The organism is Telluria sp. ZB4P34, assembly GCF_059686055.1.
In genome coordinates this window covers 205,338-220,075 of record NZ_JCASIF010000002.1, presented here as the reverse complement: position 1 = coordinate 220,075, position 14,738 = coordinate 205,338, and the positions used below count along the sequence as shown (strand labels likewise).

The window sequence follows — 14,738 nt, the reverse complement described above, 5'->3', positions numbered from 1 at the left end:
CAGCCGGCGGTGCGCGCTTGAGCGGCGGTTTCTCGACGCGCCGCGGCGTCGCTCTCTACCTGCTGGCCTGGCTGATGCTGGGCGTGCTGCTGGCCGGGCTGATCGCGGCGACCCTTGGTGCCGGCCCGGCCGCCAGCCTGCTGTTCGCGCTGCCGCTGACGCTGTGCTATGCCTGCGCATGCGGCTTTTCCGCCTATTACCTGTGCCGCGCGTATCCGCTGGCGCAGCGCAGTCTCGCTGCGGTGCTATCGGTGTTCCTGTTCAGCGGCCTGAGCGCGGCCGTGCTGTGGTGCGCCGCCGGCAGCGCCTGGGCCGCCTTGTGCGGCCTGGTCCTTGGCGAGGGCGACACGGTGGCCGTGACCCGCCCCTTCGTCGCGGTGATGCTGGGGATCGGGGTGCTGCTGTACTGGATGACGGCGGTGGCGCACTACCTGGCCCTGGAGTTCGGCCGGGCGCGCCGCGCCGAGACGCGCGAGCTGGAGTCGCGCCTGCTGGCGCAGGACGCGGAGCTGCGCATGCTGCGCACACAGATCGACCCGCACTTCCTGTTCAACAGCCTGAATTCGATCAGCGCCCTGACCGCGATCGACGGGACGCGCGCACGCGAGATGACCTTGCTGCTGGCCGGGTTCTTTCGCCAGACGCTGGGAATGGAAGCGCACCGCAAAGTGGCATTGCGCGAAGAGATCAGCCTGGTCGAGCGCTTCCTGGCGATCGAGGAGGTGCGCTTCGGTCCTCGCCTGGCCTTCGAGCAGCGGGTCGGTGAGGACGCGAGCGGCTGCTTGTTGCCGCCGATGATCCTCCAGCCGCTGGTGGAGAATGCGGTCAAGCACGGCATCGGCGGTTTGCTGGAGGGCGGTAGCATACGGCTGGCCGCGCAGCGGTGCGGTTCGCTGCTGCGTATCTCTGTGGAGAACGACGCCGATCCGGACGAGGCGGGCACGCCGAAGGCCGGCAACGGAATTGGCCTGGTGAACGTACGCCAGCGCCTGGCAGCAGCCTATGGCAGGGAAGGCAGCGTGCACTGGACACGCGACAAAGAGACATTCCGTGTGGAGCTGCTGCTGCCCGCGGAGACAAAGGAGAAATAGGCGATGCGAGTACTGGTCGTGGACGACGAACACCTGGCGCGCGCGCTGCTGCGCGAGCTCCTGGCGCAGCACCCCGACATGGAGATCGTGGGCGAGTGCGCGAACGGCTTCGAGGCCGTGAAGGCGATCGGCGAGCTGGATCCGGAGCTGGTCTTCCTCGACATCCAGATGCCCAAGCTGGACGGTTTCGAAGTGGTGGAACTGGCCGGCAGCAAGCCCCACTACATTTTCGCCACCGCCTACGACCAGTACGCACTGAAGGCCTTCGAGGTGCATGCGATCGACTACCTGCTCAAGCCTTTCGGGCGCGAGCGGCTGGCGCAGGCGCTGGACCATGCGCGCAGCCGCCGGCCGCAGCCTGACGGGGCGGCGCAGCTGGACGCCGTGGTGCGCGATGCCGCCCAGCGGCGCGGCTACCTCGAACGCGTCCTGATCAAGGACGGCGCGCGGGTGCATGTGGTCCCAAGCGGCAGTATCGACTACATCGAGGCGCAGGACGACTACGTGCAGGTGACGGCGGCCGGCAAGGCCTGGCTGAAGAACCAGCGCATGTCCGAGCTCGAAGCCCAGCTCGACCCGCAGGTGTTCATCCGCATCCACCGTTCCTACATCGCCAACGTGGGGTCGATCGCGCGCATCGAGCCGGCCAGCAAGGACAATTACTGTGCGGTGCTGAAGGACGGGACCAGGCTGCCGATCAGCCGCAGCGGCTACCAGAAGGTGCGCGAGCTGATGCGCTAGGAGCGGCTGTCCACGTCCCACCAGCGGGGCAGCAGGGCGCGCACCTCGGAGCGTGCGAAGCGATCGTCGATCAGCCATACCACGCCCCGGTCCTGCTCGGTGCGGATCACCCGCCCGGCTGCCTGCACCACCTTCTGCATGCCGGGATACAGGTAGGTGTAGTCATAGCCGGCGCCGAACATGGCCCCCATCCGCTCGCGCAGCTGTTCGTTCACCGGATTCACCTGCGGCAGGCCGAGCGTCGCAACGAACGCGCCGATCAGGCGCTCGCCCGGCAGGTCGATGCCTTCCCCGAACGAGCCGCCCAGCACCGCGAAGCCGATGCCGCGCCCGCCCGGTGCGAAGCGCGCCAGGAAAGCCGCCCGTTCCGGCTCGCTCATGCGCCGCTCCTGGCGCCAGGCGGGCACTTCCGGATGATGCTGTTCCAGCCGCGCCAGCACCTGTTCCAGGTAGTCGAAGCTGCTGAAGAAGGCCAGGTAGTTGCCGGGGCGCGCCGCGTACTGGCGTGCGATCAGGTCGGCGATCGGCCCCAGCGACGCGGCGCGCTGCTGGTAGCGTGTCGAGATGCCGTGGGCGACGTGGACCTCGAGCTGGCTGGCGCTGAAGGGTGAGGCGACGTCGGCCCAGGCGGTGCCGGGGGGCATGCCGAGCAGATCGCAGAAATAATGCCAGGGACTCAGAGTAGCCGAGAACAGCGTCACCGAACGGGCCAGCGCGAAGCGTGGGGCAAGGAAGGGCGCCGGCACCACATTGCGGATGCTGATGGTCGAGTCCTTGACGCCTGCGCGGGTCAGGTCGCACAGCGAATGCTCGCCGAAGGTGTCGGCCAGGCGCAGGAAACCCAGGGCGTCGAAATGGAAGCGCTGCAGCTCCGGGTCGAGCGGGCCGGGGAATTCCACCAGGAAGTCGTTGACGGTACTGGTGGCGTGCTGCAGCGCGTCCAGCAGCTTGCCCGGCAGCTCCGGCAAGACCTGGTAGGGAGCAGCCGGCAGCGGCGCCTCCCTGTCGGCGCCGCTCCAGGCGCGTCCGACCCGCTCCAGGGCTTTCTTGACGGGCGCAGGCGCATTGGCGCGGGCGGCGCGCAGCTGGCCGCGTTCCAGCTCCGCGCTGTACATCGAACGCGCGCGCGAGACCATGTTGTGGGCCTCGTCGACCAGCACGCTGGTCTTCCAGCCCCGTTCCAGCGCCAGCGCATACAGCATGGCGCTGCCGTCGAAATAGTAGTTGTAGTCGCCGACCACCATGTCGGCCCAGCGCGCCATTTCGCTGCCGAGGTAGTAGGGGCAGACATCGTGGGCGAGTCCGACGTCGCGCAGGGCGTCGCGATCCAGCAGGGCCACCTGGCTGGCTGCGGCGCGGGCGGCCGGCAGGCGGTCATAGAAGCCCTTTGCAAGCGGGCAGGCGTCGCCCTGGCAGGCCTTGTCAGGATGTTCGCAGACCTTGTCGCGCGCGGTCAGCTCGAGCACGCGCAGCGGGACCGTGCGGCCGGCGCCGAGGCTGGCGGCGGCATCCAGCGCGAGCCGGCGGCCCGGCGTCTTGGCGGCCAGGAAGAAGACCTTGTCGAGGCCTTCGCCCGGCATCGCCCTCAGGACGGGGAACAGGCTGCCGACGGACTTGCCGATGCCGGTCGGCGCCTGCGCCAGCAGGCAGCGTCCGCTGCTATTGGCGCGATAGATGTTTTCCGCGAGTTCGCGCTGGCCCGGACGGAAATGCGCGTGCGGAAAGCGCAGTGTGCCCAGGGCGAGGTCGCGCGCGGCGCGGTGCGCTGCTTCCTGCGCCGCCCAGCTGGAAAAGCGCTCGCACAATTCGGCGAACAGGGCCGCAAGCGCCGCGGCATCCCGGGTTTCGCGCAGCACGGTTTCCTCGCCGCTGCCGATGTTGTAATAGACCAGGGCCAGGTTCACCTGCTCCAGTCCGAGCTGGCTGCACAGCAGGTGGCCATAGACCCGCACCTGGGCCCAGTGCAGGTGCCGGTGGTTGTCGGGGATCGATGAAAACATGCCGCGGTGGGTCTTGATCTCTTCGATCAGGTTCTGGTCCGGGTCGTAGCCGTCGGCGCGCCCGCGCACCTGCAGCTCGCCCCAGCTGCCGTCCAGCGACACCTCGGTGCGGTAATTGGGACCGCGCCGGCCGGTCACCACCGCGTGACCGGCAATGCCTTCCTGGGCGGTGGGCGAGGGCGTGAATCGCATGTCGAGGTCGCCCTCTTTGGCGGTGAACTCGCACAGTGCGCGCACCGCGACCGTGTAGGCCGGAGCCACGGTCAAGCAGCCTGCTCCCACTGCAGGTAGCACACCGACACCGGCATCCCATGCGCCGCGCAGTACTCGATCCAGCGCAGCTGGTTGTCTTGCAGGCGGTCGCCCGGTCCCTTCACCTCGATCATGGTATAGCGCCCCTCGGCCGGCCAGAACTGGATCAGGTCGGGAAAGCCCGTGTGGTTGGCCTGCACGTCCGCCATGATCCGTTCGCACCACTTGCGCAGGTGTTGCGGCGGGATGCAGGCCAGCGCCAGCTCCAGCAGCTCCTCGCTCAGGGCGCCCCAGTAGACGAAGGGAGAGGAGATGCCCGCTTTCTCGCGGTAGTGGGTACGGATGGTGTCGCGGTAGCTGCCGTCGTCGAGCTGCGCCAGGCAGGCATCGAACTCGGCCTTGCGGCGCAGGTGGAAGTCCGGGCTGTGCAGGTCGGCCGGGCCGCGGTGGAAGGGGTGGAAGAAGGCGCCGGGAATCGCCGCGAAGACGGCGCGCCAGCACAGCAGGCCGAACAGGGAATTCGCCAGCGCGTTCTCGACGTAGAACACGGGCGCGTCTTCGCTGGCCAGGTGGTCGCGCACCACGCCCTCGACCCAGCGGTCCGTGCCCGACATCGGCATCGGGAGCGCCAGGTCGAGGCGCGCCACCTGCGGCTTGCGGGCCGCCAGCCTGGCGTGGCCGAGACGGCGCGCCAGGCGCGGCCCGATGCGCGTCAAATGCTGGCGCTCGGCCTCGCTCTCGGGCGCGGCCTGGGCTTCCAGAAACAGGGCGTACGCTTGATCGAAGCGTTCATGCTTCTCCATCACCCTGATGGCGCGCCCGCGCGCGCCGGGATAGCGGCAGCGCGCATAGACGGCATGGGCATTGTCCCAGTCCTTCAGCTTCTCGAAGCCCTGGCCGATCCGGAACAGCAGCTTCTCGCGCCGGCCGGCCAGCCAGTCGTTGTCGAAGACGTGGGCGGGCAGGTCGCGCAGCACTTCGTCGAGCGGCTCGCCGGCGTAGAAGCGTTCCTTGCAGCCGTGCAGGAGGATGTAGTGCTCGACATCGGCGCGCGAACGAAAACCGCGCGAGGCCTGCGAGATCTCGACCTGCTCGAAGCGGAACATGCCGAGGTCGGACAGCACGAATTCGGTCCAGTCCTGGGCCAGGTTGCCGAAGAAGATCAGGCGCAGGCGGTCGCACAGCGGCTTGACGCCGATGCGCAGGGCCAGGTCGCCGCAATCGCGGTACCAGTGTGAGAAGGGGCGGCTGTCGGCGAACCCTGCGCGCAGCGCTTCCAGCTGCTCGGCCTTGCGCGCGTTCTTTTGCTGTAGCAGGTGCGGGCCGAAGGCCGCGGCGATCTCGGGCTTGGACAGCAGGTCGAACAGCTCGTCGAGGCAGATCACCGGGTCGGTTTCGATCCAGCCGGTAGCGAGCAGGTGGCGCGAGGCCTCGCGCGGACAGCCGATTTCCCCGTACACCAGCTTGCTGGCGCGGAACAGCTTCCCCTTGCGCATGACCATGCGGACGAACAGCGCGCGTGCATTCTGCGGCAGCGTGGGGAAGGTGGCCAGGAAAGCCAGCTCCTCATCGACGAGCAGGTCGCGATAGCGTTCGCCGATCCAATCGAGGACACGCTGAAAGTTGTCCAGATAATAAAACTCGTTTTCCAGAACCCTGATCATGTGCTGAGGCCTTACTGTGCTTATGTACAGTATAGCCGCACGACCGATCAATGGCCCAGCAGTATCCCGAATTTTCGCGGGCCTGCGGACTTTTCGCCACGCTACTTGCGGTCCGGACGCGCCCGGCACGAATCGTTCGGACACAGCAGCTCGGTCATCTGCGAGCCTTCCGGCGCGTGGCCGTTGGCATGCACGATGACGGCAGAGATGAGGGCCACGTCGGCGTCGACCGGCGCTTCGGCGCCCCTGGCCGGGGTGACCCCGCGCTGGGCCTTCGGCTGGAGCGGCCGGACGGCGCTCTTCGCGGCCAGCGCCGGCTTCGGCCGGGCCGGCGTGATGGCCTGGCGGGGGGCGGGCTTCACCGGAACGGCCGCCGCCCGCGTTGGCGGCTCGGCCCTGGCCGGCGACCGCGCCGGGGCCTGGGCCGCAGGCACGGGGACCCGCACCGGGGGCAGCGGCTTCGCCGCGGCCTGGGCCGGCTTGCGCGCCGGCTCCAGCATGCGCAGCGGCGGCACGCCCTCGCTTGCGGACGGCTGGTCGACGATGACGGCGGCGCTGGCGTGCCCGGGCTCCAGCGTTTCGGGCGAGGCGGCCAGCGCGACCTGCCACAGCGGGGCTTGCGCGCCGGATGCGGCCAGCGCGGGCTGGGCGGAGGCCTGCTGCTGCGCCGGCTTGCCGGCCTGCGCCAGCACCATGTCCTGCCCGTCGGTGCGCCGGCCGTCGTTGTTGGCCGCCAGCCAGGCCAGCGCGCCGGTGAGCGCCAGTGCGACCACGCCGCCCGCGCCGTACCAGGCCCGCCTGGCGCTTGATGCGCCGCCCTTGCGCTTGCGGGTGGGCTCGCGCTCGAGCATCGCCAGGATGCTGTCCTCGCCGCTGGTCGTGGGCCGGCGCGGCGACATCAGGTTCGGACGCATGGACGTGGATTGATTTTCATCTGTAGGCCGCACGGCATACCTCCTAAGATTGGTTCTCCTGCTTCTGATTAGAAACAATCTTGGAGGAAGCGATGCTGATTTTCCAGGTGTTCGACAAGGGCGTGCTGGACGACGCGGAAGGGCGCCAGATCGACTTCCGCAACACGATCATCATCCTGACCTCGAACGTCGGCTCGAGCCAGATGATGGGCGCCTGCCTGAACAAGCCGCTGGGCGAGGTGCCGACGCCGGACCAGCTGGCCGAGCTGATCCGCCCGCAGCTCATGAAGCACTTCAAGCCGGCCTTCCTCGGGCGCCTGGCGGTGGTGCCGTTCTACCCGATCCGCGACGAGGTGCTCGTCAATATCATCCGGCTCAAGCTGGATCGCATCAAGGCGCGCGTGATGGACAACCACCGCGCCCGCTTCGAGTACGACGACGCGCTGGTGTCGGCGGTGCTGAGCCGCTGCACCGAAGTCGATTCCGGTGCGCGCAACGTCGACAACATCCTGAACGGCACGCTGCTGCCCGAGATCGCCGACAGCATACTGGCGCGGATGGCCGAGGGCGGGGCGATTCAACGGGTGAAGGTCGGCGCCACCAAGGCCGGCAAGTTCAAGTATGCGATCGAGTAAGGAGGCTTCGATGCTGGATCTCGATAAACTGCTCGCGCCGGTGAATAGCGCGCAGCCCTGCGGCGAGGATCTCGCGTTCTCGCCAGACGTCGACGCCATCAACCGCGCGCGCCAGGCCGACGACCCGTCGATCGAGCAGGGCGCCTGGGTGACGACGCTGAAGGAAGCGGACTGGAAGTTCGTCACCAGGCGCTGCGCCGAGCTGATGGAAACGCGCAGCAAGGACCTGCAGCTGGCCGTCTGGCTGGTCGAAAGCGCGACCAGGACCGGCGGCCTGGCCGGGCTGGCCGACAGCCTGCGCCTGCTGGCCGGGCTGTGCGAGCGCTATTGGATCGAGGTGCATCCGCTGCCGGACGAGGATGGCCACGACCGCCGCATCGGCAACCTCGCCTGGATCGCCGCGCGCATCGCGCCGCTGGTCAAGGACGTGCCGATCGCCGAAGGCGTGAGCTTGATGGCGTGGGAAGCGGCGCGCATGCGCGGCCCCGAGGCGATGGCCGAACTGGAAGCGGCGCGCGCCAGATCGACGCCGGCGGCGCGCGAGGCATTGGCGACGGGCGCCGAAGACTGCCTGGCCGCGCTGGCGGAGCTGGAGTGCGTCGTGGACGAGCGGCTCGGCGCCGACGGGCCCAGCTTCGGCGCCGCACGCGCGGCGTTGCGCGACCTTGCCGACATGGTCGCGCCGCCGGGGTCGACGTCGATGACTGCCACCGCGGCGGGTGCAGGGATGGCGGTCGCGCCGGCATCCGGCCAGGTGAGCACGGTGGCGATGGCGTTCGGGGGCCCGCTGCACAGCCGCGAGCAGGCCCTGGCCCAGCTGCGCAGCGTGGCCGAGTTCTTCCGGCGTACCGAGCCGCACAGCCCGGTCGCCTACCTGGCCGAGAAGGCGGCGCGCTGGGGCGAGCAGCCGCTGCACGCTTGGCTGCGCTCGGTGATCAAGGACGACGTCTCGCTGGCGCGGCTGGAAGATCTGCTGGGAATCGAAGCGGGAGGAGGATAGAGGGAAGGGTGAAAGAAAATTTCATGTGCAGCCTGCAATGAAATTTTCTTTCGTGGACCGGCTGGCTGACCCAGCCGGTCGAACCGGTCCAGCCTTTATTCGGCCGGCTTCTGCATGCCCGGCTGTACCATCGAGCTGGCTTTCGCGATCTGCGCTTCCACCGTCTGCACGGCCTGGCGGGTGGCCTGGGTCACCTGCTCATAGCCCTTGAAGGCATTGTCGATCGCGGTCTTGATGATCTCGACGGCGTTCTCGGAACCCGGCTTGACGTTCTGCGTCACGTCGTAGATCAGGGCCGACAGCGTGCTCTTGGCTTCGGCCACGTGGGTGTCGGCGGCCTGGCGGAACTCCTGGTGCATCTCGTCGATGATCGACTTGAGCTGCTCGCGGTATTCCGCGGCGCCAGCGGCGCCGGGCTGCATGCGTGCATGCAGGGCGGCGATGGCTGCCTTGGGGTCGCCTCCACCGCCCATGCCCCTGGCCATTTCCTGGCCGGCGGCGATCGTGCCCTCCATCGAGCTCTTCGCTGCGCTCATGTTCAGCGCCATCACCTGTTCCACGCCTTTCACGGTTTTGTCCGCAAGCGTGTTGAAGGTCTGCATCTGCAGGTCGAACAGGGTCTTGGTGGCGTTGGCAAACTGCTCCGGACTCGTAAACATCGGTGTCTCCTCAGTATTGGAATAGATCGGATGGGCTGCGCCTACCACCCCATTATTTAGCAACAATGAGTTTTTCGCAACGCGCGTCCCGGTAGGGGCCGGCGAATTGTTCCCAGCCCGGTCCGAGCGGGGTCTGCGAACAGGCGAGGGCGCCGTTGAGTTTGCTGCGCCATTGGTACCAGGGCGCCGGCCCGCCGAGGGCCGCCTGCGCGGTCAGGACGAGCGTGAAGAGGAGAAGGATCGGTTTCATGGCCAGCCGAGCTTAGCGCGATGCGCCGCGAAGTCAAGCGCCGCCTTGAGTTGGCCTCAGTGGGAAGGTGTATGCTGCACCGGGAAACAACAGGAGACCGCACTGGAGACCAAGATGCAGCTCAACATCGGCGACGCCGCCAGGGCGTCTGGCGTTTCGGCCAAGATGATCCGCCATTACGAATCGATCGGCCTGCTCAGGCAAGCGCAGCGCAGCGAAGCAGGCTACCGTGTGTACGGCGAAGACGACGTGCGCGTGCTGCAGTTCGTGCACCGGGGACGGGCCCTCGGGTTTTCGCTCGAGCAGATCGGCCAGCTCCTGAACCTGTGGCAGGACCAGGGCCGCGCCAGCGCCGACGTACGCGCGCTGGCGCGCGCCCATATCGAGGAACTCGACCGCAAGATCGCCGGGATGGAAGCGATGCGCCGCACCCTGCAGTCGCTGGCCGCGTCCTGCCATGGAGACGCCCGTTCGGATTGCCCGATCCTCGACGACCTGGCCGCGCACTAGGGAGGCTGAAACGCAAAACGCCGTAAGCCTTTTTCAAAGCTTACGGCGTTTTGCGGGACAGGGATCATGAAACTGTCCTGGTAGAGTTTGGTGCCCACGGAGGGACTCGAACCCCCACACCTCGCGGCACATGGACCTGAACCATGCGCGTCTACCAATTCCGCCACGTGGGCACTGATACTGCTACAACATCAAAACATGTACGACAATCTGCGGATTCACATCCGGTAGATGGTGCCCACGGAGGGACTCGAACCCCCACACCTCGCGGCACATGGACCTGAACCATGCGCGTCTACCAATTCCGCCACGTGGGCATTAAAACTGCTATTGCTATGCTGCCTTCCGCACCGGCGGCAAAGCCACCGGGCCTACGATACTGCATCCTGCTGCGGAGTACTACCAGTAGAGTGGTGCCCACGGAGGGACTCGAACCCCCACACCTCGCGGCACATGGACCTGAACCATGCGCGTCTACCAATTCCGCCACGTGGGCACTGAACTGCTAACTCTGCTACAATAGCAGGCTTTGTCATTTTTCGCTAGATCAACTTTCGTTCGATCGCTGCGCCAAAGGCTCTTCCCGCTACTGCTTTCTCTCCTGCTGCAACGTGCTGCCTTGCTGAAGAGACCGAGATTATAGCGGAAGGATCTCAAAAGTCAAAGACCTCGCGCGGCGCTTCCCCTGGGAAGCGCGCGGAGCACGCTTCAGCGCGCACGTTAGGCGAATCGCTCGCCTCTCCGTTACACTACGCCTGTCAAGGTGTCAATAAATCCCGGCTGCGTTGGCAGCTTCCAACCATCAAGAGAAACAAGAACGCGATTTGAAGCAACCTACTCATACCATTCCAAGCCGCGAGGAAATCCTCGCCATGTTCCGTAATGCCAAGGGTCCGCTCGATGCGGCCGAACTGGCGCGCGCGCTGAAGGTGAAGCCCGCCGCGCAGGAAGTGCTCGGACGCCGATTGAACGCGATGGAGCGCGACGGCCAGATCCGCGCCGATGTCGCCGGCGCCTATATGCTGGCCGACCAGTCCGGGTTCGTCACCGGCCGCGTCAGCGCACACCGCGACGGTTACGGCTTCGTCGTTTCGGACGAGGGCCTCGGCGACCTGTTCCTGAACGACAAGGAAATGAACAAGGTGCTGCACGGCGACCGCGTGCGTGCACGCGTCACCGGCACCGACCGCCGCGGCCGCCAGGAAGGCACGATCGTCGAAGTGGTCGAACGCGCCAACACCCACGTCATCGGCCGCCTGATGAACGAGGGCGGCGTCTGGATCGTCGCGCCGGAAGACAACCGCATGAGCCAGGACATCCTGGTGGCGGGCGGACCGGGCAAGGCCAAGGCCGGTCAGGTGGTCAGCGTCGAACTGATCGAGCAGCCCTCGCGCTTCCAGCAGCCCACCGGCCGGGTGGCCGAGGTGCTGGGCGAGCTGGACGACCCCGGCATGGAAATCGAAATCGCCGTGCGCAAGTTCGGCGTGCCGCACGTGTTCTCCGCCGCCGCGCTCAAGCAGGCCAACCGCCTGCCGAACGAAGTGGTCGATGCCGACCTGCGCGACCGTGTCGACCTGCGCGACGTGCCGCTGGTGACCATCGACGGCGCCGACGCGCGCGACTTCGACGACGCGGTCTACTGCGAACCGGTCAAGATCGGCCGTACCAGGGGCTACCGCCTGCTGGTGGCGATCGCCGACGTCAGCCACTATGTGAAACCGAACGACGCACTCGATGCGGACGCCATCGAGCGCAGCACCTCGGTGTACTTCCCGCGCCGCGTGATCCCGATGCTGCCCGAGAAGCTGTCCAACGGCCTGTGTTCGCTGAACCCGGCGGTGGACCGCTGCACCCTGGTGTGCGACATGGTCGTCACCGAAGACGGCGAAGTCACGGCCTACCAGTTCTACCCGGCCGTGATGCACTCGGCCGCGCGCCTGACCTACGACGAGGTGGCCACCATTCTCGGCAACACGGGCGGCCCGGAAGCCCAGCGCCGTCCCGGCATCGTGCCGCACCTGCTGCACCTGAATGAGGTGTTCCGCGCGCTGCTCAAGGCGCGCCAGGAACGGGGCGCGATCGACTTCGAGACCACCGAGACCTACATCGTCTGCAACGCCGTCGGCAAGATCGAGAAGATCATCCCGCGCACCCGCAACGATGCGCACCGCCTCATCGAAGAGTGCATGCTGGCCGCGAACGTGTGCGCGGCCGACCTCCTGATCCGCCACAAGCACCCGGGCACCTTCCGCATCCACGGTACCCCGACCGAGGAAAAGCTGCTGCAGCTGCGCACCTTCCTGAAGCTGGTCGGCCTGAACCTGGGCGGCGGCGCCAAGCCGACCGCACGCGACTACGCCGAGGTAATGCAGAAGATCAAGGAGCGTCCGGATGCCGCGCTGCTGCAGACCATGCTGCTGCGCTCGATGCAGCAAGCCGTCTACAGCCCCGACAACGTCGGCCACTTCGGCCTGGCCTACGAGGCCTACGCCCACTTCACCAGCCCGATCCGCCGCTATCCGGACCTGCTGACCCACCGCGCGATCAAGGCCATCCTGCAAGGGAAGAAGTACGAGCCGAAGGACATCGAGTTGGGCAAGCTGAACACGACCATCTCCAATTCGGCGCGCAAGCAGGCCGCCAAGGACAAGGCCGCAGGCACCCAGAAGAAAGAGCAGGACCTGACCGTCTGGGACGCGCTGGGCGTGCACTGCTCGGCCAACGAACGCCGCGCCGACGAAGCCTCGCGCGACGTCGAGAACTGGCTCAAGTGCTACTTCATGCAGGACAAGCTGGGCGAGGACTTCACCGGCACCGTGTCCGGCGTCACGCCGTTCGGCATCTTCGTCACGCTCGACCAGCTCTACGTCGAGGGCCTGGTGCACATCAGCGGCCTCGGCACCGACTACTTCCAGTACGATGAAGCGCGCCACGAACTGCGCGGCGAACGCGGCGGCCAGACCTTCAAGCTGACCGACAAGGTCAACGTCAAGGTGGCGCGCGTCGACCTGGAGTCGCGCAAGATCGACCTGGTGCTGGCTGAAAGCCAGGAAAGCATCCCGGCGCCGCTCGAACGTGCGCGCCAGGCGGCCGTCGAGGCGCTCGAACCCAAGCCGCCGCGCGAGCGCAAGGGCAAGGCCGCGCCGGCCGCTGCGGAGCCCGCGCGCTTCGCCGGCGCCGACGCCGATGAGGAAGAAGACGACGAAGACGTGGTCTTCGTCCCGCCGCCTGCTCCACGTGCTCCGCGCAAGCCGTCCGGGAAGACGGCGGCCAGCAAGACCGCGTCCAAGACGCCCACGAAGCGCACCGCAACGTCCGGTGCGCCAAAAACCAATGCGGTGGCCAAGACCTCCGCTGCCAAAACTAGCAGGAAGAAAAAGTAATACATGAAAAACAAAATGCTTTTCGGTTTCCACGCGGTGACCTCGCGGCTGCGCCACGAGGCCCAATCGGTGGAAGAGATCTTCGTCGACGCGTCGCGCCAGGACCGCCGCATGCAGGACCTGATCGCCAATGCCAAGGCGGCCGGCGTGCGCGTGATGCCGGTCGACGCTGCCCGTCTCGACAAGATCACCGGCACCCGCCGCCACCAGGGCGTGATCGCCTTCGCCAGTCAGCTGGCGCTGGCGCGCAACCTCGATGAGCTGCTCGACGCGGTCGAGGGCCCGCCGCTGCTGCTCATCCTCGACGGCATCACCGACCCGCACAACCTGGGCGCCTGCCTGCGCGTGGCCGACGGCGCCGGCGCGCACGCCGTCATCGTGCCGAAGGACCGTGCAGTGGGCCTGAACGCGACCGCCGCCAAGGTGGCCAGCGGCGCGGCCGAAAGCGTCCCCTACATCACGGTGACGAACCTGGCGCGCACCATGCGCGACCTGAAAGACCGCGGCATCTGGCTGATCGGCACCTCCGACGACGCCGGCAAGGGCCTGTACGAAGCCGACTTCAGCGGCCCGGCCGCGCTGGTGATGGGCTCGGAAGGCGAGGGCATGCGCCGCCTGACGCGCGAGACCTGCGACCTGCTGGTCAGCATTCCGATGTTCGGCTCGGTCGAGAGCCTGAACGTGTCGGTGGCCTCGGGCGTGTGCCTGTATGAGGCGCGCCGGCAGCGGGTCGTGCGCGAAGGCTAGACAGCTTCCTGCGAGATTGGGCGGGACAGTGCCGGCGGCATTGTCCCGCCCATTTTTATTGGGCGGCGAACGGCGCAGGCATTCCCGCACCACCCAAGCAAACCTGATGAACATACGCTACCATCATCCCTGGTTTGCAATCATCCTTATTATGCTTTCCCACTTACGCGACGATATCCGGAACATCATCCAGCGCGACCCCGCCGCCCGCAACGGCTGGGAAGTCCTGACCTGCTATCCCGGCCTGCACGCCGTGATCATGCACCGTTGGGCGCACGCCTGCTGGAAGCTGAACCTCAAGTGGATCGGCCGCTTCATCTCCTACCTCGCCCGCATCATCACCGGCATCGAGATCCACCCGGGCGCGACCATCGGCCGCCGGGTCTTCATCGACCACGGCTTCGGCGTGGTCATCGGTGAAACCGCCGTGGTCGGCGACGACTGCACCATCTACCAGGGCGTGACGCTGGGTGGCACGACGCTGGTGGCCGGCACCAAGCGCCACCCGACCCTCGAGCGCGGCGTCATCGTCGGCGCCGGCGCCCAGGTGCTGGGCGCCTTTACGGTCGGCGAGTACGCCAAGGTCGGCTCCAACGCCGTGGTCATCAAGCCGGTCCCGAGCGGCGCCACCGCGGTCGGCAACCCTGCCCATATCATCCGCAAGGAAGACCAATCGCGCAGCGCCCACCTGTTCGCGGCCTATGGCGTCACGGCCAGCGGCGACGATCCGCTCTCGAAGGCCCTGCGCGCCCTGGTCGACCACGTGGCGCGCCAGGACGAGCAGATCGAACGCCTCACCAATACCATGCGCGAGGCGGGGCTATGCTGTCCGAAGGTGCCCGAGGGTGATAAACTCGACCAGGAACAACTGAACCGACTGGTCGACTGAGGA

The 14,738-nt window shown here is 67.2% G+C and carries 12 protein-coding genes, 3 tRNA genes and 1 pseudogene; 8 read left to right on the top strand and 8 right to left on the bottom strand.

The genetic code is table 11. The annotated features are described in order from the left end of the window. Positions 1-17 precede the first annotated feature (17 nt). Both AC56KL_RS05470 and AC56KL_RS05465 read left to right on the top strand, forming a co-directional pair. Positions 18-1,091 (top strand): sensor histidine kinase, encoded by a 1,074-nt coding sequence (locus tag AC56KL_RS05470; RefSeq protein ID WP_497179143.1) that lies wholly within the window; start codon positions 18-20, stop codon positions 1,089-1,091. 3 nt (positions 1,092-1,094) lie between these two features. Beyond that, on the top strand, positions 1,095-1,832 hold the full coding sequence (locus AC56KL_RS05465; RefSeq protein WP_497179142.1) for a LytR/AlgR family response regulator transcription factor: 738 nt from the start codon (positions 1,095-1,097) through the stop codon (positions 1,830-1,832). On the opposite strand, the gene AC56KL_RS05460 is transcribed toward AC56KL_RS05465, so the two are convergent. The 3 genes from AC56KL_RS05460 to AC56KL_RS05450 all read right to left on the bottom strand — a co-directional run bounded on the left by AC56KL_RS05460 (position 1,829) and on the right by AC56KL_RS05450 (position 6,662). Then, complete coding sequence (locus AC56KL_RS05460; RefSeq protein ID WP_497179419.1) at positions 1,829-4,024, bottom strand: ATP-dependent DNA helicase; 2,196 nt, start codon at positions 4,022-4,024, stop codon at positions 1,829-1,831. The two genes, AC56KL_RS05465 and AC56KL_RS05460, sit on opposite strands and share 4 nt — an antisense overlap. Positions 4,025-4,095: 71 nt before the next feature. Continuing rightward, positions 4,096-5,748: a VRR-NUC domain-containing protein gene (locus AC56KL_RS05455; RefSeq protein ID WP_497179141.1), complete on the bottom strand. Its 1,653-nt coding sequence runs from the start codon at positions 5,746-5,748 to the stop codon at positions 4,096-4,098. A gap of 101 nt (positions 5,749-5,849) precedes the next feature. Beyond that, positions 5,850-6,662, bottom strand: coding sequence for a hypothetical protein (locus tag AC56KL_RS05450; protein ID WP_497179140.1), 813 nt, complete (start codon positions 6,660-6,662; stop codon positions 5,850-5,852). 95 nt (positions 6,663-6,757) lie between these two features. Here AC56KL_RS05450 and AC56KL_RS05445 point away from each other — a divergent pair. Both AC56KL_RS05445 and tssA read left to right on the top strand, forming a co-directional pair. Continuing rightward, a pseudogene (locus AC56KL_RS05445) lies at positions 6,758-7,297 on the top strand (AAA family ATPase); the annotation flags it as partial. Positions 7,298-7,307: 10 nt separating this feature from the next. Further along, positions 7,308-8,297, top strand: a complete 990-nt coding sequence (tssA, locus tag AC56KL_RS05440) for a type VI secretion system protein TssA (RefSeq protein WP_497179139.1) — start codon at positions 7,308-7,310, stop codon at positions 8,295-8,297. A 95-nt stretch (positions 8,298-8,392) separates the two neighbouring features. Here the strand turns inward: tssA and phaP are convergent, their stop codons facing one another. Next, positions 8,393-8,956, bottom strand: coding sequence for a TIGR01841 family phasin (gene phaP, locus AC56KL_RS05435; protein ID WP_497179138.1), 564 nt, complete (start codon positions 8,954-8,956; stop codon positions 8,393-8,395). Between the two features lie 52 nt (positions 8,957-9,008). Further along, positions 9,009-9,206: a hypothetical protein gene (locus AC56KL_RS05430; protein WP_497179137.1), complete on the bottom strand. Its 198-nt coding sequence runs from the start codon at positions 9,204-9,206 to the stop codon at positions 9,009-9,011. A gap of 114 nt (positions 9,207-9,320) precedes the next feature. Between AC56KL_RS05430 and cueR the strand changes: the two genes are divergently transcribed. Beyond that, on the top strand, positions 9,321-9,716 hold the full coding sequence (gene cueR / locus AC56KL_RS05425; protein ID WP_497179136.1) for a Cu(I)-responsive transcriptional regulator: 396 nt from the start codon (positions 9,321-9,323) through the stop codon (positions 9,714-9,716). An 88-nt stretch (positions 9,717-9,804) separates the two neighbouring features. Here the strand turns inward: cueR and AC56KL_RS05420 are convergent. The 3 genes from AC56KL_RS05420 to AC56KL_RS05410 all read right to left on the bottom strand — a co-directional run bounded on the left by AC56KL_RS05420 (position 9,805) and on the right by AC56KL_RS05410 (position 10,212). After that, positions 9,805-9,889 (bottom strand) — tRNA-Leu (locus tag AC56KL_RS05420). 59 nt (positions 9,890-9,948) lie between these two features. Continuing rightward, positions 9,949-10,033, bottom strand: a tRNA-Leu gene (locus AC56KL_RS05415). 94 nt (positions 10,034-10,127) lie between these two features. Then, positions 10,128-10,212 (bottom strand) — tRNA-Leu (locus AC56KL_RS05410). A gap of 328 nt (positions 10,213-10,540) precedes the next feature. Between AC56KL_RS05410 and rnr the strand changes: the two genes are divergently transcribed. The 3 genes from rnr to cysE all read left to right on the top strand — a co-directional run bounded on the left by rnr (position 10,541) and on the right by cysE (position 14,735). Next, positions 10,541-13,099 carry a ribonuclease R gene (rnr, locus tag AC56KL_RS05405; protein WP_497179135.1) on the top strand — a complete coding sequence of 853 codons (2,559 nt, stop codon included), beginning with the start codon at positions 10,541-10,543 and terminating at the stop codon, positions 13,097-13,099. Positions 13,100-13,102: 3 nt separating this feature from the next. Beyond that, the gene (rlmB, locus tag AC56KL_RS05400; protein WP_497179134.1) at positions 13,103-13,846 is read left to right on the top strand and encodes a 23S rRNA (guanosine(2251)-2'-O)-methyltransferase RlmB; all 744 of its coding nucleotides are present in this window, start codon (positions 13,103-13,105) and stop codon (positions 13,844-13,846) included. 151 nt (positions 13,847-13,997) lie between these two features. Beyond that, positions 13,998-14,735, top strand: a complete 738-nt coding sequence (cysE, locus tag AC56KL_RS05395) for a serine O-acetyltransferase (RefSeq protein ID WP_497179133.1) — start codon at positions 13,998-14,000, stop codon at positions 14,733-14,735. Positions 14,736-14,738 lie beyond the last annotated feature (3 nt).